This is a genomic window from Streptomyces flavofungini (assembly GCF_014650815.1).
GTDB lineage: Bacteria > Actinomycetota > Actinomycetes > Streptomycetales > Streptomycetaceae > Streptomyces > Streptomyces flavofungini.
Genome location: NZ_BMVR01000030.1, coordinates 1 through 24,502, shown reverse-complemented (window position 1 = coordinate 24,502; position 24,502 = coordinate 1). Strand labels below are relative to the sequence as shown.

The window sequence follows — 24,502 nt, the reverse complement described above, 5'->3', positions numbered from 1 at the left end:
ACATCCCCACCCTGCGGCGATGGCTCTGGGGCAAACACATCGGCGTCCGTGTCGCGCGCAAGGGCATCGAATCCCGCCAACGACTGGGGCATCGCAGGTGGGTGATCGAGCGGACCTTGTCCTGGCTGACCGGCTACCGCAGACTCAGCCCCCGCTACGAACGCCACCCCTCCAACTACCTGGCCTTCCTCGGCCTCGCAGCCGCCCTGTGCTGCTACAAGCGACTACTCCGCCTCACCACATAGGACAACGTCTAATACTGCAACGGTGTTTGTGGTGACTGCTGGGCAGTTGTCATGGGCTGTGTCCGCGTCGTTTGTGGTGGCTGACGCGGGCTTGGTGTTGTCGTCTGCGGCGCCATGTCGACCAGTGCCAGATGTGGTCGATGGGCGGGGGCTGGCGGTGGGTGAGGCGGGTGATCAGGCGTCTGATCTCCGCGAGGCTGAGGTGGATGAGCTGGGAGGATCCGTTTCTGCTTTCTCTGTGTCGAGTTCGCGGGCCCGCAGGACGGTCAGGCAGGCGTGAGCGGCGATGGCCAGGGTCATGTGGCGGTGCCAGCCGGGGTAGCGGCGGACTTGGTAGTCGTCCAGGCCGCACTCCTGCTTCGCGGTCTGGAAGCACTCCTCAACAGCCCACCGGCTGCCCGCAACTGAGACCAGCTGGTCCAGGGTGGTCTGGGCGGGACAGTAGGCAATGTAGTAGGAGATCTCCTCGGGCCGGCTGACGCTGCGGCGGGCGATGACCCAGTGTCGGCGGTCTTCGCGATGCCAGGGCCGGACCTCGACGCGAGCCCAGTCATAGAGCCGCGGGCCGTGTGCTCCCGCACCGCACGAACGACGTTTCCACTTCTGCCGTGGCAGGCCGGGAAACAGATCGTGGACGGGGTGGTCTATGGACCAGCGGGTGACGACGGTGTCGTGCCGGGTGGTGGCCATGACGTGGAAGACATCGGCCTGTTCCAGCTCAAAGCGCCAGCCCTTGCTGAAGCCGTAGGCGGCATCCGCCGTCACCCAGCCGAAGGGAATCTTGTCCCGGACCGCCCGGCGAACCATTGCCTTGGCCATGACCACCTTCGTTGCGAAGGCGACATTGTCGTCGATGCCGGCGCCTCGGCACCTTTCCCGGTCATCGGTCCATGACGTGGGCAGATACAAGCGGCGATCGATCAGTGTGCGTCCGCGGGGCGTGGCGTAGGCGAGGAACACGCCGATCTGGCTGTTCTCGGTGCGTCCCGCGGTGCCGGAGTACTGCCGTTGCACGCCGGCCGAGCGAATGCCCTTCTTGAGGAATCCGGTGTCATCCACGATCAGGACAGCCTGCGGGTCTCCAAGATGTTCCACGACGTAGCCGCGGACATCGTCCAGGACCTCGTCCGCGTCCCACTCGATCCGGTTCAGCAACCGGTGGATGCGATCAGGCCCCGCGTGCCCGGCCTCCTCCGCGAGCGTCCAGCCGTTCTTCCGCTCCAGCGAGGCGATCAGCCCTCGCATGTAGACCAGCGCAGTCTGACGCGGCTCCTGCCGATTGAACCGGTGCACGAACCGCTCGTGCACCATGCTCAGTTCACCGGCCCACAACCTGACATCAGCAATACCCCCACCCATAACCACACCAACGACTGACCTGCCCAGCAGTCACCACAAACACCGTTGCAGTACTAAGCTGACCCACCATCCGACAACATCCCGAGAAGGTCAGTAGGTCTTCCTGTCAGTCCTGTTCGGGAGCACGTTGTGTGTGGACGCACATGAAGTGAACCGTGTTCGGGCGAAGTTGGCGTTGTTCGTGGCGGACGTGTTTCGCCTCGGTGCCGCAGAAGGACCCGCGGGCCAAGGGCGACTGCTATCTGCGCGGACTGATACTGGACGGCCGCCGCAAGTCCATCCAGGCCATGGCTTGTCGGCTGCCGGACGGCAACGAGCAGAACCTGCAGCAGTTCGTGAACCAGTCCACGTGGGATCCGGTGCCGGTGCAACGGAGGATCACCGAACGCATGCTGCCGTTGATTGACCCGACGGCCTGGGTAATCGACGACGTGTCGGTGCCCAAGGATGGTCGGATGTCGGTCGTTGTGGCTCCGCAGTACTGCGGGGCGCTGGGCAAGCGGGCACGGTCACCGCCATCACCACGCAGATGGGACGGTTCGCGACCTGCCCGTCCCTGGTCTTGACGTTGATGGCGTCCACGAACAGAACCGGATAGACGCGGTCGAGGGGCCGGTTCTGCCACTCGGCCATGACTCCGTCACTGTGCCGGTGATGGAGGAGATGGTCTGCTTGGAGACCTCGGCCCCATAGACCTCGGCCAGGTGGGCAGTGGCGATCTCGCCGTGCGTGAGCCCCTTCGCGGACAGCGGCAGCGCCATCTCGTCCACCCCGGTCAGCCGCCGCTGCCGCTTCCTGACGCTCTGCGGCTCGAACGTGCCCGAGGTGTCACGCGCAACCTTGACCTCGACCGGCCCGACGCCGGAGCCGATGGAGGAGTGGGTGTGGTTGCAATCCTTTCCCACCCCGGTGAGTGGGCGGTGGAGGGGCTTCTTGTATGGGGTGAGAAGGTCAAGCTCATGGCCACAGGGGGTAGACGAGCAGGAGATGGCCCCCCAGGACGGCTCCGGTCGCGGTGGCGGCGGTGAGCAGGGTCCAGAGGGGGACTGGGGTACGAACTCGGGCCAGGGCCATGGCCAGGGGGAACAGGAGAGGGAAGGCAGGAAGCAGGAACCGCAGCCGCGACATGTAGGAACCGTTAACCCCCACCGCGATGGTCAGGTTCAGCGCACTGTAGATGAGGAGGGGCGCCGGCTGGCGCCCGGCTGCGGAGACTACGAGCAGGACAACGGCAATGCACAGGCCGACCGTGACGACTGCATACCACAATGGGATGTTGGTCGCACTGGCGAGGATCTTCCAAATCTGGTGTGCGGTTCCCGCGCCGACGTCAAAAGTGGCCCCCCAGTCCTTCTGGACTTGGAAGTATCCGTCGTACGTGCCGAGCCGGACGGCGACCCACCCCAGGTAGCTGGCCAGCCCCAGTGGTGCCAGAAGCACACCGGCCAGCAGCCGCCACAGTGATGCATCAACCGGGCTGGTGTTCAGACCGGCTCCGAAGGTCTGGCGCCGGTTCCAGAGCTCGATCAGCCCCGCTGCCATCACGGCAACGACGACCGCGGCACCTGCGGCCCGGGTAAGACCCGCAGGAAAACTGAGTGCACCGGCCCAGATCCAGTGGCCGGTGAGTGCCGCGTACAGACTCCATGCGCACAGGGCGGTGAACAGTGCCTCCGTGTACGCCATGTTCGTCACCACAGCGGCCGGAACCGTTCCCCACAGGGCAGCGGCGAGGATACCGACTCGTTGGCTGTAAAGGTGTTCAGCGACGGCGTAAATTCCCCAGGCGGCGGCGAGCGCGCTGGTCCAGGAAATCACCAAACCGGCCTGTTCCAGCGTCCATGGAGACAGGGTATGCAGGGCCCTCATCGCGTAGGGGTAGAGAGGGAAGAACGCCAGGTTGTTGTACTGCCAGCCCGGTCCACCCACATGATGGACGCTCAGGTGCCGGTCATAGCCCTCGCGGGCAATCATGAGGTACCAACCCGAGTCCCAGGTCACGAGCACACGCATCAGGGGCCGGTGCTTTACATGGGCCCACACGGCGAGCACGCCCAGACTGACCGCCCGCACCAGCACATAGCCAGCAAGGGCCGGTAGCGCGCTGCGCAGTGTCTGCCCCAGACTGCCCACCACAGCGGAGCGAGACCGGTCGTGGTTGTCCTGGTCACTGACTCTCGCGCCGACGAGATCAGGGCTGCTGCGAGCATCGCGCTGCGACGGCCGATTGGTCACACCGCATCAGACCACGCGGTGAGCCGCACATGGTGGAAGGACACGTCAGGGCGGGCTGCCCCGCAGTGACCCTCGCGGCCGCCCAGATCACCCTGCTCAAAGCCGCCCGCGAACACCGGCTACGATCCGTTCTCGCCTTCTCCCACCGGATCGCAGACAGCGAGTCCTTCACCACCCAGTTCCACCGTCTCCTCCCTCTCCTTCCCCACGAAACCATCCCGACCGGGGAAGGCCACTGCACTCACATCGACGGCACGCACACTCACATCCAGTGCACCGACACGCTAGCCTCCCTGTCCAATCAGAGTCCCGACCGCTGGCACGGGCCTTGACCCTGCGTCCTGGACACGGGCTTATGCGGCTTCGGTCAGCGTAGTTGTTGTTGCGGAGGCTGTCTCATAGGCGATGGGACTGCGGTGTCCGAGGTGGGAGTGTCGGCGTCGGGTGTTGTCTCGGTGGAGCCAGCGGAACGCGTCGAGGCGGGCCTCGCGCTCGCTTGACCAGCCCTTTCGGTCTTTCAATGTCTCCCTTTTGAAGGTCGCGTTGAAGCTCTCCGCGGCGGCGTTGTCCGTCGAGCTGCCCACGGCGCTCATGCTCTGCAGGACGCCCGCCCGGCGGCAGGCGTCGGCGAAGGCCCTACTCGTGTATTGGGCTCCGTGGTCGGTGTGCATGATGGCGCCTTTGAGGCTGCCCCGGGTCCGCTCGGCAGCGGTCAGGGCGTCGATGACGAGCTCGGTGCGCATGTGGTCAGCCAGCGCCCAGCCCGCCAGGCACCGTGATGCAAGATCGATGACGGTCGTGAGATAGCAGAACTTCCCGCCTCCGGCGCTCAAGTACGTGATGTCACCGACGTACTTGGTGTTCACTGCCTGGGCAGTGAAGTCCCGGCCGATGAGGTCTGGGGCCTTCGCGGCGGCCGGGTCCGGGACGGTGGTGCGGTGCCGGCGCAGACGGACGCCGGCCAGGCCGATCGTGCGCATGACGCGCGCGATGCGCTTGTGGTTGACATGCTCGCCGTCCTCGCGGAGCTCGGCGGTGATCCTCGGGACGCCGTAGGTGCCGTCTGAGGCCCGGTGGACGGCGCGTACTTTCGCGGCGAGCTTCGCATCGGCCGCCTGACGGGCGGCTCGGCCGGCGGTGGTCTTGCGCCAGTAGTAGAAGCTCGAGCGGGCAATGACCAAGACGATGCACAGCCGCTTCACGCCGTGCCGGCGCTGGTGGTCCTCAACGAACTGGAAGCGGTTCACCAGCGCGTCTCCGTCGCGAAATACCGGGCCGCCTTGCGCAGGATGTCCCGCTCTTCCTCGAGTTCACGAACCCGCTTGCGCAAGGCGGCCACCTCCGTCGAGTCCGGTGCCGACGCGTCCGGCTGGGCTGCGAAGTGCGAGCCCGGGCGCCGCCCGTCGGCGGCCCGTATCCAGTTCCTGAGCGTCTCGGTGTCGACTCCCAGATCGGCCGCGACCGCCTTGATCGTCGCTCCCGGCCCCGAGCGGTACAGCGCGACCGCGTCCGCCTTGAACTCGGCGGGGTATTGCTTCATCCCCACAGGGACTCCGTTCTCCCAGATCCTCAAGATCCAGTGCCTACGGTGTCCAGGACGCAGGGTCAGGCCCCCTTGTGCTTCGGACAGCGTCCGACCCTCGGCAGGCTGCCCGGCCGCCGACGGGTTGGAGGGCTCGGATGTCCGTCCTCTACGGCCGCGCCCTTCCTCTACGGCGGGCGGCACTCTGCGGTCGCTGTGTGCACCGATCACGAACACACCGCATGGCCTGGATCCGCGGTACGCGGCCGTGCACCCGGTGCACGCCTACCGAGCGAACGTTCGCCAGCCGCCCTGCCCGCCGCGGACTGCTGCGCGCCAGACGGGGCTTTCCCTCCCGGGCGGCACAATCCGCCCCGTCCCGCAGTCACAAAGGAAATCCCACGCCGATAACTGCATTCCGAGACGATCACTGAACACGGCCACCCAGCCCGCAAGGATCAAGGTCGAGGACCACGTCCACCCGGCGACCGCCGACTCGGCGCCGGGTGGAAGCGCGCCGACGAGTGGTGCAACTGCCGCTCCAACCCCCGGCAGCGGGCCCAGGGCTTCGCCTCCCTCGACGAGTCGTCATACAGCGGCGGCTCCATGGGCGGGGACCATCCCATCACCTGGTGCCAGCAGTACGAAGGCGGGCTCTGTCTACACCGGTGGCGGCCACACCCGACAGCGTACGCCGAACCCGTCTTCCGCCAGCACCTGCTCGGCGGCATCCGCTACGCCATCTGCGCAGCCCAGGGCCGACGGCCGCCCCGAACAGGGCTGCGTCCCGCTCTTCGACGGGCACCGCTGCCTCCCTCGCCAAGTGGCAGCAGGCCGGCCCCGGCTCCTGCGTCCTGAAGCACGACGGCACGATCGCCACTGCCGGCGGCATGGGCCTGCTCTGGTACGCCCACCGCTTCCTCGGCTCGTACTCCCTCAAGTTCGACTGGAAGATGGCCGGGGACGAGTTCATGAAACTCGCTGCAAACCGTCAAGCCCGGACCACAGCGGCCGCCCGCGCCGGTCAACTGGACGAAGTGCACCGGCACTTCGGTACACAGTTGAGAAGGCACCGTGAACGGGGAGCGCCCCGAATGCCGCTGGTCTCAAACTGGCCGTTCTCGAAGGGGAGTCACCTGAGCTCGACGGAGTAGGAGCTTCCGGGGAAGTCCCATCCGTCGGTTCCTTCGCCGATGTCGGCCACGATGACGTCGTCGATGAAGTGGTCCTCGAACGCGTCGTCGGTGAGCTCTCCCGCTGCCCAGAGTTCCTCGATCGCGCTCCAGTCGCCCCGACGGCCGTCGATGCGCAGCGGCGCTGCGCGTCGTGTGCCGCGCTCGCGTTCGTCCTGGCCGGTTTTGACGGTGCCGCTGATCTCGAACTGCCCGTTCCTGACGTGGTCGGGGATCGGGTCGGCGGGGACGAGGGCGATGTTCTCGTAGGCGGTGTGGATGAGGTCGCGGTAGCCGCGGCGGATGTTGTATTCGGGGTCGGACAGCCAGTTGATGAGGGTCTGGGTGGTCACGTGGAGGCCTGCGTCGTGAAGGGCCTGGTATCCGCGGTGGGTCCCGGTGAGCTGGCGGAGCTGGGCGTGCCAGTGCCGGGCGTTGTAGGTCGAGAGCCGGTGGCGGGGGGTGACCTGGGCACGCAGCAGGTCGCCCAGGGAGCCGCCCAGGGAGGTGCCGTGGCCGGTGGGGCCGGCCATCAGTCGTCACCTTCGGGAATGATCTCGCCGGGCTGGATGAACGCGGCTTTCACTTCGCCGAAGCCGGTGCCGGTCCGGTAGGTCGCGGGGGGTGTGCCGTTGGGGGTGAAGAAGACGGCGGCGTCGACGTTGCGCAGGGCGATGAGGGTGTGGCCTTCCCTCACGGCTTTGAAGGCGGTGGTCCAGTGGCGCACCGATGCCTCGGCGACCATGCTCATGCGCCAGTCGGGCCGCCAGAACGGGGAGCGCTGTTCGGGGCGTTTGGGCCACAGCAGGCGCAGGGCGATCGACAGCCGCGTCTTGTAGGTCTTGTAGGGTTCCCCGCCCGTTTCGATGAGTTCGGCGCGTGCCTGGCGGGCGGCGGCGTAGAAGGGCTTGAAGAGGGACTCGTTCGCCTTTCCCGTCCACGAGTCGTGGATGGTCGGTGCCGTATCGAGGTGGCCTTCGCGGACGAGTTTCTCCAGCTGCTTGATGTGGGGGGTGGTGACCCAGACGCGGCCCTGGTCGTCGGGGCGCTCGATGATGCGGCCCAGCGGGTGCGGCATGTCGGTGTGGTTCCACGGCGGGATGTCGATGAGGTAGATGCCGGCCTGGGTCTTGTCGAACGCTTCGAGAGGACCTGTGTGCAGGAGCTTGTTCGGGGCCAGGGGGACGGCCGAGCAGGCCGAAGGGTAGCTGCCGTTGCGGTCGATCAGGCACAGCACGCCCTCGCCGAAGGCGTCGGGCAGCTGAAGCCTGTCGCGCCTGACGCGCTTGCCGTTCGCCCTCGTGTGGGCGACACGCTCGCTGGTGACATCGGGGTGGACCCAGCGGGGCTCGCCGTCCATGTCCTCACTGATCAGCGGCCACGGACCGCTGTCGCGGTCCTGGGTGCGGATCACCGCGATCGGGTGCATCTTCGAGCGGCCGACCGCGTCCTTGAGGATCCGCAGAGCAGGGAACACCGCGCCCTCGGGCTCGTCCTGTTCGTCGCCCGGCGCCAGCACCTCCCGGTCGTCGTCCTCGTCGTCCTCGTCGGCGCCGTCCGGGCCGTGGACGGCGCCCGCGGCGGGCTCGGCAACGGCAGCGGGCTCCCCGATGGTGTCGGCGGACCCGGCGGTGGCGTAGGCGTTCAGTGCGGCGGCGAGACGGCGTCCCTCGTCGGTGTCCGGCAGCTGCCGCGGCGTCGCAGCAGCCTCGGCCAGGGACGGTGCGAGGTAGCCAAGGGCTTCCTGGTCACCGTTGGTCAACGCGGTGCGCAGCGCGGCCAGAACATGCGTGACGGAAGCCGGCAGGCCCTGCCGGGCACCGGAGGTGTAGGGAAGCGCTGCTTCGGCCAGCTCCCGCTCCACGCTGCCCAGTCTCGGCGGACTTCCCACGCTGTCCGTACCGCCGTCGGGGGCGGCAGCGGCATCAAGGAAGCGGGCGTGCAACAGGTCGGGGATCAGGTACGCCGAGCTGATCGCGCCGAAGTCGCGCTCCGCGACCGTCACCTGGACCTGGGAGGGGTCCGCGGCAGGAGTGAGCGTCAGCAGGATGTCGGCGTCCAGGAGCGCCAGGAGCGCAGGGCTGTCGCTGTCCACGACGGCCAGGACCGGAACGTGCAGGGTGCGGGCGAGAGCGGCCAGGGCCTGGGAGGCCTGCGGGAGACGGTCGCCGGACAGGGGAAGGAGGGGGTTGTGGACGGCCTGGAGCCGGTCCACGACGATAAGGGCCAGGCCGGGGACGTGCGGGGCGGTCTCCGCGATGGCCCCAGCGGTCAGGTCACTGCCGTCGTCGATCATCAGCGGTGCGTGCACCAGCTGCTGGGCGAGGTGCTGCTCGTGTTCGGTCAGGCGCCCCTGCTTCAGGCGCGGGTAGTCGCCGCCGGTCACCGCGGAGATGATCCGGCGCGTGATGTCGGACCGGTTCGGCCCCGACGCCGCATACAGGACACGGCGGTTGCCGACGAGCGCCGCCTGCCGGGCGGCGGCCAGGCCCAGCAGGCTTCCGCCCACGCTCGGGGCCGCCGCCACGACCGTCAGCCGGCCCGGCTGCAGACCACCCGTCGCAGCGTCCAGACCGGGCAGCCCGAACGTGAGGCCACCGGCTGCCGGACCGGAGGTGAGTACGGCGCCAATAGCGTCCCCCAGCGAGGTCAGCCCCCGCGGCACTCCCCCGCCCCCGGCAGACGGACGGTCACCGGCAGGCCCGGTGGGCCCGGCGGGTGTGGACTCCTGCACGAGCGCTTCCTCTCCACTCCATGGACCGCAGCACAGCTGCGGCCGGTGACAGGCCGTCAGACGTAGGCCACGGGATTACGGGACGGGTGCGGACAGGCTGTGAGCCGGCCGACACGGGGGTCACCCCGCAGGAGCTGCCCCTCCAAGGCATAACGATCACCGTGCTTGGAAATGCCGGTGATCCTTGCGACGGCCAGGACCAGTCCTTCGGTGTTGACGATCTGCACCTCGTCCTCGGCGAGCGCCCGGCCCGTCCGGAACTTCCACACGCCCCGGCCCGCCTGCCAGGCATCATCCTCACGCATCCCCGGACGCCAGCCGATCACGGACCGCCCCAGACTGTCACCCGGGCCCGCCTCACGCTCCGGCCCGATCTGGATCTGAAGCACCCTCACACCCCCTGCAGACTCTTCAACTTGTTGCAAAGTATCACCCGGGAAGGTCTGAGCCCGGCGACCGTGCTCGTCTCTGCGGCACACCGTGTCAGCACGAGCACGCATGCTTCTCCGGTGCCCCAAGCTCCAGGTCAACGCAAAGGTGCTTGCCCGTCCCGACGAGCTGGGGCAGAACATGGCGGCTTGGTTCCTGTTCGCTGACGCCGACGGCATGCCCCGACGTTGTCAGTGGCCGCTGCCATGCTCTCGGCATGACATGCCGTGACCTTGTGACGCTCAGCCCGCAGGATCAGCTCACTCTGGACGCCAAGGCCGACGTCTCAGACCTGTGGGAAGACGGCCCCTCCTACGGCTGCCAGCTACGCGGGGCCCATCCTGGCCGCCATGTCGCCCTCATCGACCACCTCGCCTGGGACGAGGATCCCCCGGTCGTCACGTACTGGCTGTGGTGGGACGCCGGCGGCCACACCCTGACCCATGCCTCCTCCTGCTCCGACTGCCACCTGCCGCAAGGGCATCCGGTCAGCTCAGGCTGCAGCACATACGCCGGCCAGTGCGCCGCAGCAGCCGGCATCACCGACAGCGACCGGGCCATGCTGGAAGACCTGGAAGATGCCGTGCACGAAGCCGAGACACACCACCGCTGCCAGTACACGGCCGGCCACGACGGTCCGCATGTCCGTCTCGCCCAGAGCCAGGACCGACCCGACAACACCAGCACCACCTGGTGGGTGTGCTGGCCCGCACCCCACACCGGCCACCCCTACACCCTCACCGTGATAGACGAATGCCCCGCCACCGCAGCCGCAGACAACGACGACGGCCTGTGCCTGCTCCCTGCCGGTCATCCCGGAAACCACCAGTTCTAGGGGGTCAGCCGCCACAGGCTGCCCCCAGGGCCGGGAGTGGTCGGGACGAGGCCGAAGAGCCGGGGACTCCCTGGCCTTGCTCCAGCCTGAGCGCCATCCTGCTGCTGACCTGCCGTCCCGCCATCCGCGACCGCCTGTCGCGGTCCTCGTTGTCAGTGCAGCGGACGGTTTCCGCTGCTGCCTCAGCAGGCTGCGGGGCGCAGGTACATCGGCAGGACGGTACGCATGAGCTGTTCGCCGCGGGTCGTGATGGCCTCGAAGTCACTGCTGGCCATAGCGGCGAAGTTGGTCGGGTAGGCGGCGACCGCGCTGCGCGGAACGAGGTCGGCGGGCGGTGCGGGCAGCCGGTCGTCCTTCATGCCGAGGTACGCGAGGGCGAAGCCGTCGATGCGTCCGCTCTCGGCCCATTCATACAGGCGGGAGCGGGCGGAGTCCTGTGCTTTGCGGTGGACAGTGGCGAAGGAGCGACTAAGGCGTCCAAGCATGAAGTGCGGCGCCTTCAGGTCCAGTTCGCCCAGGCCGGCGTCGCAGGAGATGATGAAGGGCACGTCGTAGACGTGCTGGGTGTGGTGCGGTGAGCGTCCGGGCTCAAGGACGGACAGGCCGAGGTTGTCGTAGACGCCGCCGTCGGTGAGCAGCACGGTGTGCTGCTGCCGGTGCCCATCGCGGCGCTCGAAGATGAAGGTGCGTTCCAGGGCTGGCAGGAGCGCGGGGTACGCGGCGGAGGCAGCGACGGCAACGGCAACGTGGATGGGCTTCGTGATGGTGCCGTAGCGGGAGCAGCCGCTGTGGGTGCTGCCGAAGCGGACGGCGTTGGTAGTGGCCAAGTCGGTGGCGGTGAGGACGACGTCGAGGCCGGGGCGGGTGACGTCGGCCATGGTGGTGGTGCCGAACGCCTTGTGGGTGAGGACAGCGGCCAGGGCGTCGGTGCGGTTGGCGGGGCGGGCGACGCTGACGCCGCTGTAGCTGGAGAACAGTCCGCGGGCGCCTGCGCGGGCGGCCGCAGTGAGGTTGCGTACGGCCGCAGAGGGCTTGAACGCCTGCCGTGCGATGTCCAGTTGAAGGCCGGAGCGCAGCAGGTCGGTAGCGCGAGCGTCGAAGTCGGCGAAGTCTGGCGGGCCGTAGGCCCACAGGGCGGCGAGGAGAGAGCCGCCGGAGATGCCGGAGACGACGCGGATGCGGTCGAGGAGGTCGCGGTCGTGCAGGGCGCGCAGGCAACCGAGGTGGAAGGCGGCGGCGCGGAAGCCGCCGCCGGACAGGGCGAGGCCGATGGTGCGGGTCATGAGCGGGAGCCCTTGCGTGGGACAGGGACGGGGCTGTGGGGGCGGGTGGAGTAGCCGCCAGGCCACCACTGCGCTGGGCCGAGGTGAGCGGGCGGTTGCGGCGGGGGCGGCTCGGCCGTGACCGAGGCGGTGCGGGCGGCGAGGTGGACGTAGAGGTCGGGGCTGTCACCGGTGGCGAGCCACTTGTGCCAGACGGGGGCCGGTCCTCCGGCGATGAGGACGAGGGCGCGGGCGGGGGCGTCGTCCAGCGGGAGGGTGAGGCTAGTCATGGCGGCGCGGTCGGTGGCGCTGGGCTGGGCGGCGGTGTGCGGGTGGATGTGCCACATGCCCAGGAAGCGGCTGATGTTGCCGGTCGCCCTCCGGCGGGCGGCGAGGTGGCCGCTGACGCCGTCCAGGCCGTGCTGGAAGTAGGCCTCGGTCAGCAGGGAGTCGGGGGGCGGGCCGGTGGCCTCGTCGATGAAGATCACGCCGGTGGCGTCGTCGACGGCGCCGAGCAGGGGGCCGCCGGTTTCCACGCGCGGGCCCCGTAGGCGGGCGCCACGGCGGGCTTCCGTGCGCATCTCGGCCAGTGCGGCGGGGGTGATGCGCACGTCGTAGCCCGTGGCCTCGTCCGTGGCGAGGATGTCGTTGGGCCAGGTCAGCCAGCGCGGCCCGGCGGGCTGGGTGCTGGTGGGGCCGGCGGGCACCCGGACGATGAGGGCGGCCATGGTGTGCCGGTCGACGGGTTCGGCTAGCGCGTGGAGGATGCCGATCGCCAGCTGTCCGGCCAGTGCGGTAACGTCGGCGGCCGATCCAGTGAAGGTGGCGTCTGAGCAGCCGGGTTCGGGCTGGAAGAGGTCGGTGCGGGGCTCGGTGGGGAAGAAGTCGTCGATCAGGTCGTCAAAGGCGCGCGTGGCGTCGGCGCGCGCGGTCAGCGCGGTGCGGCGCAGGACGTCCGTGCCACCGCCGGTGGCACCGCGGGGTGAGAGGGCGGCGATGCCGCGGGTGGCGTGGTGGCCGATCATCAGTGTGGCCAGATGGGGCCAGCTGGCAGTGTCGGTGCGGCGGGCACGTTCGAGGTGGGCGCGGACGATGCGGTTGGCGGTGCAGTCCCAGATCAGGTCGAAGGAGTGCAGATCGAGGGCGGACAGCCGGGTGGTGACGTTGTCGACGAGGGCTTCGACACAGGTGGCGTGGGGATCGATCCGGTTGAGGCGGTCGGCCAGAACTCTCGCCTTGGAATAGCCGGTGTCGGCGTCTGCGTAGGGCTGGCGGGCCAGGATTCCCGGGTGGACGAGTCCGTGGTCGGCCACAGTGAGGTGCGCGGCGCCCGCGCGGGCGCACATGTCGGCGACGGGGGCTCCCAGGGCGCCCGCGCCCAGGACGAGGATGCGTTTGCCGCGTAGCCAGGCCGCGGGGGTGGTGTGGTCGCGTCGGACCGTGGTCTCGGGCCGGGCTTCGTAGACGCGCATCCACCGGATGCTCTGGCGGTCGAGCCAGTCGGTGCCGAACCGGACGACCTCGTCGCCGAGTTCGGCCAGGTGCGCACGTCCGCTGAAGGCGGTGCGGACGGCCAAGCGCCCGACCTGATCGGCGAAGTCGGGCAGGTGCCAGGCCACCAGGTGCGTCCGGCGCGGCCCGTCGCCGGCGATACCCCGCGAGGGGGTGCCCAGCAGCAGGTGCACCGGCGCGGCCGGAGTGTCCTCGTCGTCCCCGGTTGACGCGTCGGCATCGGGGCAGAGCAGGGTGCGGTTGTGGCCCGCGACGCATCCCGTCAGCCCCAGCAGCAGGCGCGGCGTGATGTGGTCGCGGGTCAGGGACTCCACCAGTTCCCGCGCGGCGAGCGGGTATTCGAACGTCAGGTGCTTCGTGGTGACGACGACGGGGGCGAGGAAGGCGCGGGCGCCGGACGGCAGCGCGGCGCTCTCCCGCAACTGTTCCAGGCTGTCGGGCCAGGAGTCCTCGACAGCAAGCCAGCCCACGGCGTCGCATCTGATGTCGTTGACCTGGTGCAGTACGACGGCGCCCAGCCACGGCCCGTCCGGTCGTGCGACGGGCGCGTCGCGGCGGATCACGAGGAGTCCCGCCGTGCGGTCGGTCAAGGCGTTCGGAGGGTGCAAGGGTTCACCGGGCCGGTCCAGTTGTCCCGCAGCGGCCGCCTCGAACCAGTCCAGGAGGCGGGTGATGAACCCGTACATGCCGTCGGCCGGATCCCACTCGGTCGCCGTCGAGCGGTACAGGCACAGGTGGCGGCCCCAGTTGACGTGCGGGGCGCCAGCGAAGCGGGTGTGCCGAGTTTGCACGTTGGGGGCAGTGAAGGGGAAGTTCGGAGGGATCCGCAGGGTGATCCCCTCCACGCTGCGCAGCCGCAGGCCGCCCTGGGTGCGCAACAGGTTGGCGCAGCCGACGCTGACGCGGGCCTCGACGTACCCGTCGGCAGCGGAGGCCACGTGCGTGGCCGCCACCGATCCTCGAGATGCCTGGACGATCCGGTGCAGCTGGTCGAGGGCGAGCTGCTGGCCCTCGGTGAGTTCCAGGGTGGTGCTGTCCTTCACGCGGCACCGAATCCGATCTGCACCGCCGGCTCGGCCTTTTCACCCCTGGCCTGCTGCACACCGGCGCGCGCGGCGTCCGTGCCCCGCGGGTGCGGCAGGCCGACACTGGCAGCGAAGGCCGCGGCCGGGAAGCGGGAGGTACCCAGCGCGGCCAGCAGCCGGCATCCCCCGCCTGCGGCCTCCAGCGCCCGGGCCTTGTTCTCCAGATCGGCGACGTCCACAAGTTCGAGACCCAGGCCCGGCTCCAGGGCGAACACCACCGGACGGGGTTCCTCCTTGGAGGGGTACTCCCCCGTGCACAGCACCGCGTAGTCGGTGATCGACTCGTAGGCGTCCCGGGCCAGCAGGTGCGGCGGGTTGTTGCCCTTCTCGTCCTTCTTCCGGAAGGGCAACGAGCTGGCGATCACCCGGGCGTCCGGACTGGCCTGTGCCTGGAGCAGGTCGAGAAGGTCCTGCTTGAGCTCCTCCTCGCCGTCCTCGCCGTCGGCGTACATGGCCTTCTTGGAGCAGTGGTGCGGGGAGAGCAACACGTCCCATTCCACCCGGTCCGAGTTGCCTGCGGCCTCACTGTTCTCGAAGATCATCTTGATGATGGGGTAGGCGATGTCGCCCAGGAACAGCAGTCGGCCGACGGTGCCGTCACTGGCCTTCAGCTGTACCTGCAGGGCCAAGGACGTGTCGTTGCGGTCGCCGGCGCAGTGGTCCTTGAACGGTGCGTGGACGAACGCCTCGAAGCGGTCCGTGACGTCCTGACCGTCGACCTTGGTGATCACATCGCCGGGGAAGGTGAAGTACTCGTCGGGCAGTTCAGCATAGGAGTGCAGTTCACGGTCCTCGTCGTAGCCGATGATGCGCACCCGGTCTCCGCTGGCCGGCTCCTTGCCGTCTTTGATGGCCTTGAGGGTGGCGTCCACACGTCGCTCGACCTCGTCCTGGAAACGCTGTGCGTCCTCGCACATCGGCTTGTCCTCGGACAGTTCGCGCCACAGCCGGGGCGTCGCCCAGATCTCCCCGATCAGGATGGAGCTCTCCCGAAGGTCACCGAAACCGCAGCAGTGGTCCGCGTCGGCGTGGGTCAGGGCGAACACCGCCAGGTAGGGAGTCTTACCGTCGGGCCGCGGCAGGGTCTCCTCCAGTCGGTCGATAACGGCGGCGACCACCGCGTCGTCCTCGTCAGCGGCCTTCATGTCCCGCAGGTCCACCTGCATGACCAGGTTGTCGCCGACCACGACCGTGGTGGAGTCCCCCGTGCCCACCGGCCGGAACACCACCCCCTGCCCGGGAAGTTCCGTCTCCGCCATGTCGTACCTCTTCACTCAATGTTGATCAACTAGCGGCAAAAGCAGACACGTTCGCTTCAGGCCAGATGTACCACGCGCCACTGACAACGCCGCCATGATCAGGCAGCGAAGTGTTCAGACCTTGGCGGAGGACGGCAAGGGCGTGCAGAGCGCCCAGGCCTGCACACCCTGCAGGCGCTGCACAGCGAGCAGCTCTTTGACGAGTGGCTCGTCAAGGCGCGGAACGTGCCTGATGGGGAGGAGCTCAGTCTCGTGGCCGTCGACGGGCAGCAGCAGCGCGGTTCGCCGGCACGGGTGATGGGAGGTGATTCCAGGATGGGTGTGGCTCTCTTGGAGGGACTGGCTGAGCTGGGGCTTTGGCAGAACGATCACGCCAGGTGCGGCTGCCCGTCGGTCGAATGCCGCAGGTGGCTCCACCAGCCGCAACCAAGATCGGCTGGACGCCCGTTACTGGAGGGTGCGGAGCGGCCGGAAGGTTCATGTATCGCTTGAGAATCCGCAGGTCTGCGCTGGTGAAGCCGTCCCTCCAAAGGAGCTACACCCTTCCAGGATGGCAGCCTGATCCTCAAGCAGGCCGTGGTCACGCCGGGCTCCGAACCGTGCCTATCCGGTTCGGAGCCCGGCACCCTTCCCTGGTCGCGGGAGGGCGCCGAGGGCCACGGGAGGCGGTCACCAGCCGGATAGGGGCAGTTGGTCAGGCGTGAAGGCCGTCGCGCCGCAGGAAGCGGGCGGCAGCGGCAGTCGTCGAGGGCCGTTTCGGTGCTGAACTCCCCCGTGGCACTGCCGCCTTCAGCGTGGGCTGGGGCCCGCGGGAGTGGGGCGCCACCTCCGTACGGCATGCTCGCGTCCTGGCCCCGCAGCCGTGAGTCCGGCGAAGTTTTCTGGCCGCTCCTCCGCAGCCCCATGTGCCGGACGGCAGCCTGGTGCTGCGAGCTTCCAGGAGCGCGCGGGCCGTTGTCCTTGGCGCAGCCGGGCTCACCTCGTCCGGGTGGTCGGTACGCCAAAGCCCTGAACAGGGGCTATTGTCACCGCCACACGGCCCACCTGCCCGAAAGGCGCGTGGGCGTCACTGTGACACCGTCCTGCGACCGCGGCCACGGCCGAAGCACAGAGAAAGGGCCGACACCCATGACCGAGACCACGAGCGCAGCCACGGCACTGGCATCGCAGTACGCCGCCCAGGTCAGCGGCGATCTGGAACGCAACGTCAAGGAGCAGGAACGTATCCGCACAGAGATCGACACCCTGCAGGAGCAACTGGCCACCCTGCACCATGACCACACCGTACTGAACAACATCCGCCAGGCCCTGGAGGTTGCGGCCCCGCTCGCGGCAACCGCTGAAGTGCCGGAGGAGGCCGGCGCGGTGCCCGCTCCCCGGGGCAAAGCCTCAGCCGCCGCGGGCAACAGCAAGCAGCCGACCGCCAAGAAGGCCGGTACACCGCAACGCCGCACGGCGGGCGGGAAGCAGGCCCGCAAGACGGCGGCCGCAAAGACCGCCGAGCCCACACTGGTCGAGCTCATCTCCCGTCATCTCGCCGCGCAGAGCGAACCGCGCTCCGCAGCGGAAATCACCGCCGACCTCGGCCAGGCACACTCCGACCGCGGCATCAAGACCACCGTCGTGCGCACCACACTCGAGAATCTGGTGGCCAAGAACCGGGCCCAGCGCACCAAGCAAGGCGCGTCCGTCTTCTACACCGCCCCCGAAGCACCCGGCCAGACAACCGCCCCCGAGGAAAAGCCCCAGCCCGAACACGCCAAGTGACGGTTCGCCGGATTCGTCTCAGTCGTTCGACACGCGACGGAGCAAAGGGCGAAGCCGAACCCTCTAGCGGCTGGTCTCAAGGTCGTTGAGGACGGCGAGGACAGGGCCCCAGCACATGCCGACGGTGTCGCAGTCAGGTGTGACGCCTCGTTCTTGCTGATTGCGCAGGTGGACGAAGTTTCGGTAGTCGCGGACGATCTTCATGAAGTCGTGGGCGTCCATCTGAATCCAGCCGTGGGTTCGAGCGGTGTCGAGCAGGAGGGAGAAGCTTGCTCGTTCGGGAGCGATCCGCTTGCCGTTCGGCAGAAGGAAGCCCTGCAGCAAGGTGGGGTCACGGTGGGTGAGGACGTCCAGGAGCAGTGCTTCGGCGAAGCTGCCGATGCCGATGATGGTGAGGCCGTAGGCGCCGTACTGCTCGCAGATCTGCGTTTCGGTGACGCGTTCCATGAGCTGCTGGAGGAATTCCTCGCTGCTGACGAGGGGGCGTATGCGGGCTTCGAGGTCGTCAGGGGCGGTGAAGACGGTGGTGTGGCCGTCGGTGCTGGGCTGGCCCAGGACGGGGCGCCCAGAGACGTAGGTGACGGTTAGCTGTTCGGCGGCGAGCTGGGAGTTGAGTTCCTGGCGGATGATGTCGGCGGAGGCGAGGCCGTCGTCGTATTCGAGTGGGTCGCAGATGCGGCACAGCAGACGGCTGACAGCGGCTGGATCATCGGTGCTGATCAGGATGTCGGTGAGCCAGGGGATGCGAGGTGAGCCGTCGTACTCGGGGGGCTGGGGCCAGGCGGTGCGTTGCAGGAGTTGGGTGAGTTGGTAGCCGCGGCGTTCAAAGGGGCCGTCAATGTCGATGATGAGGCGGGCGACGCGTTCGAGGGTGAGGGGGTCGAGGGGTTTCATCGCTGGGTCTCCTTGTCTGCCGCGTGCTGGGCCTGTTCGAAGGCGCGGGTGAGGCGTTCGACGATGACGCGGCCGCGTTTCTTGAAGCCCAGTTCGGTGACGGCCTGGGTGATGCGAGTGTCGCGGTCGCGTTGGAATCCGTCGCTCAGCAGCCAGGACGCCAAAGCCAGCAGGTCGGCGTCGGAGTAGTCGCCGATGCGATCCGCTGCAGGCAGAGCCGGACGAGGGCGGCGTTTGACTGCTGCAGAAGGCGGGGGCGCTGCCGGGCGGAGCAGGCCGGAGGGGTCAGCTGGAGTTTCGTCGGCCTGCCGTACGGCGTCGCGCCAGGTGGCGAGGAGGCGGTCGAGTTCGGTGTGCGGGTTGGTGAACCAGTCGGCGGCCCAGATGCGGTGGAAGCGCCAACCGAGTCGTTCCAGGTGTGCCTGGCGCAGGCGGTCGCGGTCGCGGGCGCTGGGAGCGCTGTGGTAGCGCTCGCCGTCGGTTTCGACGGCGAGGATCATCTGGCCGGGGCGTTCGGGGTGGCCGAGGGCGAAGTCGATGCGGTAGCCGGATACGCCCCATTGCGGTGTGACGGGGACGTGTGCGGCTTCGAGGGTGGCAAGGACTTGGTGTTCGAACGGGTTGAGATTCCAGTCAGTGCGCGCGGTTCCGGTGCGTTGGAGGTCTCCTCCGTGGGAGCAGTACTCGAGGAAGGCACGCAGCAGTTCGGGCCCGCGATTGCGGGTGTTCTTGAGTTTGCCGGGGTCGAAGTCGTGGTGGGTGAAGGAGCTGACGACCGTCATCGTTTGGCGGGCGCGGGTGATGGCGACGTTCAGTCGACGCTCTCCCCCGTCGTTGTTGAGCGGGCCGAAGGCCATGGACAGTCGGCCGTTGGCGCCTTTGCCGTAGCCGATGCTGAGGATGATGGCGTCGCGTTCGTCGCCCTGGACTTGCTCGAGGTTCTTGGTGAAGAAGCGCCGTCGGGGTCCGGCGTCGGGGCTGAAGAACTCCTGGAGTTCGGGGCGGTCTTGGAGGGCGTGTTGCAGGGCGAGGCTGATGCGGTCGGCGTGGTGCTGGCCCATGGTGATGACGCCGAGGCTGAGGTGGGGGGTGTGGGTGGCGTGGTCGAGAGCCAGCTCGACGACACGTTCGACTTCCTCGGGGACGGAACCGCTCTGGCCGGGTCGGGCGTGGCCGTCAACGGCCTCAAGGCGGATGGGGCTGGTGAGGGTGGTGCCGGGAAAGGTGACGAGCCGGTCGTTGTAGATGGCGTGGTTAGAGAAGGCGATCAGGCGTTCGTCGTGGCTGCGGTAGTGCCATTTCAGGGTGTGGATATGGGGCAGCCGGCTGCAGAGCATGTCCAGTAGCGACTCGTAGACGGCCGGTGTCGCATCGTCGTCGAGTTCGTCGTTGGTGCGTTCTTGGGTGCCGCTCAGGACACGCTGGAAGAAGGTGGTGGGCGGCAATTGGTGAGGGTCACCGGCAACGATGACCTGCCGTGCACGCATGATGGAGGTGATCGCGTCGTGTGGCATGACCTGGCTGGCCTCGTCGAAGATGACAACATCGAACAGGCACGTGGCTGGCAGGACGCGGCTGACGATGAGGGGCGACATGGCCCAGCACGGCTTGGCGGCCAGCAGCACGTCGGGGGCCTTGTCGACGAGCCTGCGCAACGGAAGGTGCCGGGACTTGCGGCGGGCCTGGGTGCGCACCAAGGTGTTCTGGTCGGCGTGGGCGTCGCGGACCTTGCGTAGCCGGGTGGCGACCTCGTAGCGGACGCGGGCGGGGTTGCTGTCCCGGTGGTCGAGGTCGTGGCGGCGGAACTGTTCGACAACGTGGTCGTGTTCGAGATGGTTGAAGGACCGTAGGTAGGCGGAGCGCATGCGCGCCTCCTCCAGCACCGACGACCACCACAGATAGCGGAAGGTGGCCACCGCCGTGTCAGGGTCTGTGTCCGCGTGTGCCAGCTCATCAAGGAAGCCGCCCAGTCCGGCGTCTTCGAGCCGGTCGGTGAGCTGGTTGAGTTCGGGCATGCGCAGCAAGGTGTCGCGGTCACCGTCGAGGCGCTGAATGGTTTTGTCTACTTCGTCCGCGGGTGCGGTCTGCCAGCCGTCCCAGCACACGCACAGGGCTATCGCGGCCAGCTGATTGTGCAGGTCGGTGAAGGCGGCCAGGGCGCGGGAGAGTCCGGGGACGGTCCAGGGGTTCGCGTCGCTGGTCTCGGACAGCGACTGCCAGCGGGTGTGCTGGTCAGCGGCTTGGAGGAGGGCGGCGTGCAGCGCAGGGCTTTGGCGTAGGCCGTCCTTGGACAGGCCACGCGCCCGTTTGATCAGTTTTCGGCGATGCCACCAGCCGATGCGCCGGTCGTGTTCTTTGCGCCAGGTGCGGTGGCGGTGGCGGTGGCGGTGGCGGTGGCGGTGGCGGTGATGAGATCGTCCAGGCCGGGGGCGAAGACGGCCGCTTCGAAGCGGGTCAGGGTCGCGGTGACGTCGTGCAGCAGGGTGAGCAGGGCCTGCCATCCCTGGAGGTCGTCGGCGCGGCGCAGTCCTGCGGTGTCCACCAGGTTCTCCAGGGCTCGGCGGGTGTCGTTCAGTGCCGTGCCGGTGAGCTGGTCGAGGCCGGCCACCACAGTGCGCAGTTCGTCCTCGGTGCGGGCCTGCGTGTGGGACCAGGGGGACTCGCCGCGGCGGACTGTCAGTCCTTTCTTGGCGACGAAGGTCCGCAGGTCCTGCTCGGTTTGGCGGTAGTGCTCGCCGTGGAGGTGTCGCAGTGCGGGGCCGCGCAGACGGAGGTGCGTGTGGTGGGCCGGCGGGCAGCCCATCAGGTGGGTGATCGTCTGGTGTGGGCTCAGCCGCCAGGGATCGAGCAGCTGGTGGAACTCCTGTATGTGCCGGAGGGTCTCTTCGCGGTAGTGGGCCAGGCTGGTGTGCAGGTCGGCCGGGCGGGGCGGCGCCTGTTGGCTGGCCTGTTCCAGGGCGTCGTGCAGTTGCTGGGCGATCTGGCGGCGGCTGAGTTTGTTGCCGTGGAGGTCGAAGACCAGGCCGTCCAGGTCCACGGTGGCAAGGCTGTCGGTGACGGCTTCGATCGCGGCGCGTTTCTCGGCAACGCACAGGACGCGTTTGCCATGGGCCGAGAAGGTGGCGATCAGGTTGGCGATGGTCTGGCTCTTGCCCGTTCCCGGCGGCCCTTCGATCACTAGGTGGGAGCCGGTCAGAGCGGCGCTGATGACCGTCTGCTGGGAGGCGTCCGCGTCGAGTACCAGGTACTCCGACGGGGGCGGGATGTCGTCGGCGCCAGATGCAGGCCGAGGGCCGGTGTCCTCGGCCAGGGCACGGTTTGCTTCCTGGTCACCGGCCAGAGCGGCGATGACCGGGTGGTCGGCCAGCAGCTCGGTGGCGCTGCGTAGGTCCTGGGCCATGGGGAGCCGGTCGAAGCTGAAGATGCCCGCCACGATGCGTTCTTCCAGCTCGACCGTCAGGTTGCTGCGTATGAGGTCGGCCTCGAGGATCCCGTACGCGGCGCGGATGCGGCCAGCCGGATCCACACGCTCTTCCAGAGCGGTGGCCACCTTGTCGGCGAGAGCCTCCATGTCGCCGTCCATGCCGTACTGACGGCTGAGCGCGTACAGCAGCACCGGGTTGATCTCCGCCTCGCCGGCCGCCTCGAGGACGAAGTCGTTCTCGGATGCGGTGCGCGGCTGGATGTTCAGAGGCTGAAGCAGCAGCGGGGCGCGCAGTGTCGGCACAGGAGTGCTCCCTCGAGTGGGCGGCGGGTCAACTCGCAACAGGCCTAGGGCCAGGCGCCCGGCTTCGATGCCCTGTTCCTCATCCAGCTCCACCATCCTGCGGCGCAGGCTTCGTGCCCGGGTGCAGGCAGGACCGTGGTCGGCGGTATCGGGAAAGAGGCCGGCCAGGCGGGTTTTGCGGCCGGCCAGGAGTGAGGTCAGGGTCTGCGGATGAGCGTCGGTCACATCCAGGGACGCGGTTTTGGTGTCCTTGAAGTGCAACAGCGTGTTGTAGGGCCCGAGGTCGATCAGAGCATCAGCCCACTGTTGTGCCTCAGCGGCCACTTTCTCCCGGTGAGCGTGCCGCACGATGGCTTCCACGTGTGTCCCCTCTTCTGATTCGGCTGGCGAACCCGGCCCGCCTCGCACCGGGGCCCGCCTTGCTGGAGGCGAACAGGCCAACGTACGGAGCCCACAGCACCATCAGACAGAGGGAGTTGGGGCGCACGCAGGCGTGAAAGAAGCACGTGCGGCGCACCGGGAGCGCCCGGAACCTCGGCTCCGTTCCTCGCCGACCGTCGCCACCGGCCGATCCCTGGCAGGCAAGAGGACTTCCCTCAGGGCGGTCGCAGGTCCAGGGCCGCTGTCTACACGGGACGTTGGCGGGCACGCGTGACGGCCGCGTGACGCAGAGCCTGGGTCGGTCCTAGCAGCCGTCGCGCAGTCAGGGGCACCGGACTGCCACGCGTGTTCCCTCGGGCTGCTCCCCGCTGGCGATCACCGGCTCGGGTTCTCGTGCTGCGTGCGACGTCCAGCACAGATCTGCCGGGTCCAGGCAGGCCCACCACGACCCAGCAGTCCTGTTGCTGCAGTTGGTCCAGCATGCCGGGCAGTTCGCGGACAAGCGCGGCCGGGACCCGCTCAAGGCGCAACTGCTGGACGGGACAGCGGTGCGGGAGCCTGAGCGCACGCGAGAAGGCCGACGAGAAGTCGGCCCCCTCACGCACACGAAGGGCGTGATCCCTCAAAGACCGTGCAGACCAACGGAATTGAGTGTCAGTCGGCGGCTGTACCGTCATTTGAATGCCCGGTTTGGGCCTGCTCTCCACTCCTGACCCGACTGACCCGAGGAATCCCAGATGGCACATGTTCGTGGGCATCACCGCAAAGATGGCACCTACGTCCGCCCGCATTACCGCCGCTCACGGCGATCGACCCGCAGTACCTCACCCTCCCGCCCCCGCGCCACCATTCCCGCCGGCTCGACGACGCACGTACGTGGCTACCGCCGCGGCGACGGCACCTACGTCCGCCCGCATCGTCGTCGAATGGGCGCTCCCGCTGCCATGGCGGTCGGGGGAAGCGGCGTTCTGCTGTTTGTGCTCATCGTGCTTCTGCTTACGAGCGGTGGCTGAACGGGCTCGAACGACGATCCGCGCGCGACCGACTGGCGGCGCCTGGCAGCTCTCAGACGGGCACCGCCTTCTGACTGATGGAGGGTCGTCCCGGGCCATGCGAAGCTGCCCGTCAATATCGTCTTCGACCCCGATCCCCCCACCCACGAGCGGTGGGTGCTGGCCCGCCGCAGCCTCAAGCGTCCCGGCGAGATCGCCTACTACCTGGCCTACGCGCCCGTCGGCACCACCGTCGAGAAGCTGGTCAGCGTCGCCGGCTCCCGCTGGGCGATCGAGGAATGCTTCCAGGCCGCCAAGGGCCAGTGCGGCCTCGACGAGTACGAAGTGCGGCGCTATCCGGGCTGGTACCGGCACATCACCCTGGCCATGCTCGCGCATGCCTTCCTGGCCGCGATGGCCAGTGCCGCGATCGAAAGGGGGCGACAGAAACGACACAGCCGACCTGGCCCCGCTCACCGTGGCTGAGGTCCGGCGCCTGCTGGGAGTTGTCGGCCCCGGCCCGCGCACCGCGGTGTCGGCGCATTGACCTGGTCGCGTTGGCGCAGACGCCATCAGGCCATTGCCCGCGCCTGCCACTACCGCAGACGCACCCGCGCCGAAAGCCGCTTCACCGAACCGGCCCCCTGAGGCACCATCAGCCCGCTAGGCTCGAAAGAACGCCTCTGACCAGCGCGAATGGTGAAGTCCCACTGGAGTATTGGACGTTGTCCTATGTGGTGAGGCGGAGTAGTACTTCAGCATGGGTCAGGGGACGTGGAGTTGGATTGTTCCGGACGGATTGTGGGAGATCGCGAAGCCGTTGATCCCGCCGTCGAGAGTGCGTCCGCAGGGCGGCGGGACACCGGATACGCCTGATGAGACGCTGTTCGCCGCGATCATCTATGTGCTGGTCAGCGGATGCGCCTGGCGGCATCTGCCGCCCTGCTTCGGGATCTCGAAGTCGACTGCTCATCGGCGGTTCCTGATCTGGTCCAGAGCCGGCGTCTGGGGCCGGCTGCACGAGGCCGTGCTCCACGAACTCGATGACGCCGGCCTCATCGACGTCACCCGCGTCGTGCTCGACACCGCCCA

The 24,502-nt window shown here is 68.4% G+C and carries 17 protein-coding genes and 3 pseudogenes; 7 read left to right on the top strand and 13 right to left on the bottom strand.

What is annotated here, in order from left to right; translation table 11 throughout:
* Nucleotides 1–245: transposase (locus tag IE274_RS38355; RefSeq protein ID WP_190120581.1), on the top strand; the 245-nt coding region annotated here is incomplete at its 5' end.
* A 174-nt stretch (nt 246–419) separates the two neighbouring features.
* On the opposite strand, the gene IE274_RS38350 is transcribed toward IE274_RS38355, so the two are convergent.
* A complete protein-coding gene (locus IE274_RS38350) occupies nt 420–1,604 on the bottom strand; it encodes an IS701 family transposase (protein WP_190120580.1) in 1,185 nt (394 codons plus the stop codon).
* Between the two features lie 133 nt (nt 1,605–1,737).
* On the opposite strand from IE274_RS38350, the pseudogene IE274_RS38345 reads away from it, so the two are divergent.
* A pseudogene (locus tag IE274_RS38345) lies at nt 1,738–2,110 on the top strand (transposase); the annotation flags it as partial.
* On the opposite strand, the pseudogene IE274_RS38340 reads toward IE274_RS38345, so the two are convergent.
* The 3 genes and pseudogenes from IE274_RS38340 to IE274_RS38330 all read right to left on the bottom strand — a co-directional run.
* Nucleotides 2,109–2,461: pseudogene (locus IE274_RS38340) on the bottom strand (transposase); the annotation flags it as partial. The pseudogenes IE274_RS38345 and IE274_RS38340 overlap by 2 nt on opposite strands.
* A 100-nt stretch (nt 2,462–2,561) precedes the next feature.
* Nucleotides 2,562–3,839: a putative hexosyltransferase gene (locus IE274_RS38335; protein WP_190120579.1), complete on the bottom strand. Its 1,278-nt coding sequence runs from the start codon at nt 3,837–3,839 to the stop codon at nt 2,562–2,564.
* Nucleotides 3,840–4,192: 353 nt separating this feature from the next.
* Nucleotides 4,193–5,385 (bottom strand): IS3 family transposase gene (locus IE274_RS38330; protein ID WP_372447296.1). Its coding sequence is split into 2 segments (ribosomal slippage): nt 4,193–5,100 and nt 5,100–5,385, totalling 1,194 coding nucleotides; the frame shifts between segments, so codons are not numbered across the junction.
* A 387-nt stretch (nt 5,386–5,772) separates the two neighbouring features.
* On the opposite strand from IE274_RS38330, the gene IE274_RS39930 reads away from it, so the two are divergent.
* Nucleotides 5,773–6,219, top strand: a complete 447-nt coding sequence (locus IE274_RS39930; protein WP_307822214.1) for a ThuA domain-containing protein — start codon at nt 5,773–5,775, stop codon at nt 6,217–6,219.
* Between the two features lie 274 nt (nt 6,220–6,493).
* Here the strand turns inward: IE274_RS39930 and IE274_RS38320 are convergent, their stop codons facing one another.
* From IE274_RS38320 to IE274_RS38310, 3 genes are read right to left on the bottom strand one after another with little or no spacing between them, the layout of a single operon-like run.
* On the bottom strand, nt 6,494–7,066 hold the full coding sequence (locus IE274_RS38320; RefSeq protein ID WP_190120577.1) for a hypothetical protein: 573 nt from the start codon (nt 7,064–7,066) through the stop codon (nt 6,494–6,496).
* Nucleotides 7,066–9,267, bottom strand: a complete 2,202-nt coding sequence (locus IE274_RS38315) for a DnaB-like helicase C-terminal domain-containing protein (protein WP_229910104.1) — start codon at nt 9,265–9,267, stop codon at nt 7,066–7,068. The genes IE274_RS38320 and IE274_RS38315 overlap by 1 nt, the downstream gene beginning before the upstream one ends.
* Nucleotides 9,268–9,323: 56 nt before the next feature.
* Nucleotides 9,324–9,656: a hypothetical protein gene (locus IE274_RS38310; RefSeq protein ID WP_190120576.1), complete on the bottom strand. Its 333-nt coding sequence runs from the start codon at nt 9,654–9,656 to the stop codon at nt 9,324–9,326.
* A 257-nt stretch (nt 9,657–9,913) separates the two neighbouring features.
* Between IE274_RS38310 and IE274_RS38305 the strand changes: the two genes are divergently transcribed.
* The gene (locus IE274_RS38305) at nt 9,914–10,531 is read left to right on the top strand and encodes a hypothetical protein (RefSeq protein WP_190120575.1); all 618 of its coding nucleotides are present in this window, start codon (nt 9,914–9,916) and stop codon (nt 10,529–10,531) included.
* Nucleotides 10,532–10,713: 182 nt separating this feature from the next.
* On the opposite strand, the gene IE274_RS38300 is transcribed toward IE274_RS38305, so the two are convergent.
* From IE274_RS38300 to mblB, 3 genes are read right to left on the bottom strand one after another with little or no spacing between them, the layout of a single operon-like run.
* Complete coding sequence (locus IE274_RS38300) at nt 10,714–11,814, bottom strand: patatin-like phospholipase family protein (protein ID WP_190120574.1); 1,101 nt, start codon at nt 11,812–11,814, stop codon at nt 10,714–10,716.
* Complete coding sequence (gene cap2-3 / locus IE274_RS38295) at nt 11,811–14,348, bottom strand: anti-phage 6A-MBL system cap2_3 protein (RefSeq protein ID WP_190120573.1); 2,538 nt, start codon at nt 14,346–14,348, stop codon at nt 11,811–11,813. Before cap2-3 ends, IE274_RS38300 begins: the two co-directional genes overlap by 4 nt.
* Entirely contained in the window at nt 14,345–15,649 is a 1,305-nt protein-coding gene (gene mblB / locus IE274_RS38290; protein ID WP_190120572.1) for an anti-phage 6A-MBL system MBL-fold protein, read from the bottom strand. Before mblB ends, cap2-3 begins: the two co-directional genes overlap by 4 nt.
* Before the next feature lie 1,128 nt (nt 15,650–16,777).
* On the opposite strand from mblB, the gene IE274_RS38285 reads away from it, so the two are divergent.
* Nucleotides 16,778–17,416, top strand: coding sequence for a hypothetical protein (locus IE274_RS38285; RefSeq protein ID WP_190120571.1), 639 nt, complete (start codon nt 16,778–16,780; stop codon nt 17,414–17,416).
* Nucleotides 17,417–17,479: 63 nt separating this feature from the next.
* Here IE274_RS38285 and IE274_RS38280 read toward each other — a convergent pair whose 3' ends face one another.
* From IE274_RS38280 to IE274_RS38270, 3 genes are all read right to left on the bottom strand, one after another.
* The gene (locus IE274_RS38280; protein ID WP_190120570.1) at nt 17,480–18,310 is read right to left on the bottom strand and encodes a hypothetical protein; all 831 of its coding nucleotides are present in this window, start codon (nt 18,308–18,310) and stop codon (nt 17,480–17,482) included.
* Complete coding sequence (locus IE274_RS38275) at nt 18,307–20,415, bottom strand: PDDEXK-like endonuclease domain-containing protein (RefSeq protein WP_190120569.1); 2,109 nt, start codon at nt 20,413–20,415, stop codon at nt 18,307–18,309. The genes IE274_RS38280 and IE274_RS38275 overlap by 4 nt, the downstream gene beginning before the upstream one ends.
* 206 nt (nt 20,416–20,621) lie before the next feature.
* Nucleotides 20,622–22,397, bottom strand: coding sequence for an AAA domain-containing protein (locus IE274_RS38270; RefSeq protein WP_190120568.1), 1,776 nt, complete (start codon nt 22,395–22,397; stop codon nt 20,622–20,624).
* A gap of 1,172 nt (nt 22,398–23,569) precedes the next feature.
* Between IE274_RS38270 and IE274_RS38265 the strand changes: the two are divergent.
* Together IE274_RS38265 and IE274_RS38260 are read left to right on the top strand one after the other, a co-directional pair.
* A pseudogene (locus IE274_RS38265) lies at nt 23,570–23,896 on the top strand (IS701 family transposase); the annotation flags it as partial.
* A 274-nt stretch (nt 23,897–24,170) separates the two neighbouring features.
* Nucleotides 24,171–24,502 (top strand): transposase (locus IE274_RS38260; protein WP_190120567.1); only part of this gene is annotated, 332 nt, incomplete at its 3' end.

Excerpts from the sequence above, each read along its gene's own strand:
- IE274_RS38350 (WP_190120580.1), bottom strand. The coding sequence starts at position 1,604 with ATGGGTGGGGGTATTGCTGATGTCAGGTTGTGGGCCGGTGAACTGAGC.
- IE274_RS38320 (WP_190120577.1), bottom strand. The coding sequence starts at position 7,066 with ATGGCCGGCCCCACCGGCCACGGCACCTCCCTGGGCGGCTCCCTGGGC.
- IE274_RS38305 (WP_190120575.1), top strand. The coding sequence starts at position 9,914 with ATGACATGCCGTGACCTTGTGACGCTCAGCCCGCAGGATCAGCTCACT.
- IE274_RS38300 (WP_190120574.1), bottom strand. The coding sequence starts at position 11,814 with ATGACCCGCACCATCGGCCTCGCCCTGTCCGGCGGCGGCTTCCGCGCC.
- mblB (WP_190120572.1), bottom strand. The coding sequence starts at position 15,649 with ATGGCGGAGACGGAACTTCCCGGGCAGGGGGTGGTGTTCCGGCCGGTG.
- IE274_RS38285 (WP_190120571.1), top strand. The coding sequence starts at position 16,778 with ATGACCGAGACCACGAGCGCAGCCACGGCACTGGCATCGCAGTACGCC.
- IE274_RS38280 (WP_190120570.1), bottom strand. The coding sequence starts at position 18,310 with ATGAAACCCCTCGACCCCCTCACCCTCGAACGCGTCGCCCGCCTCATC.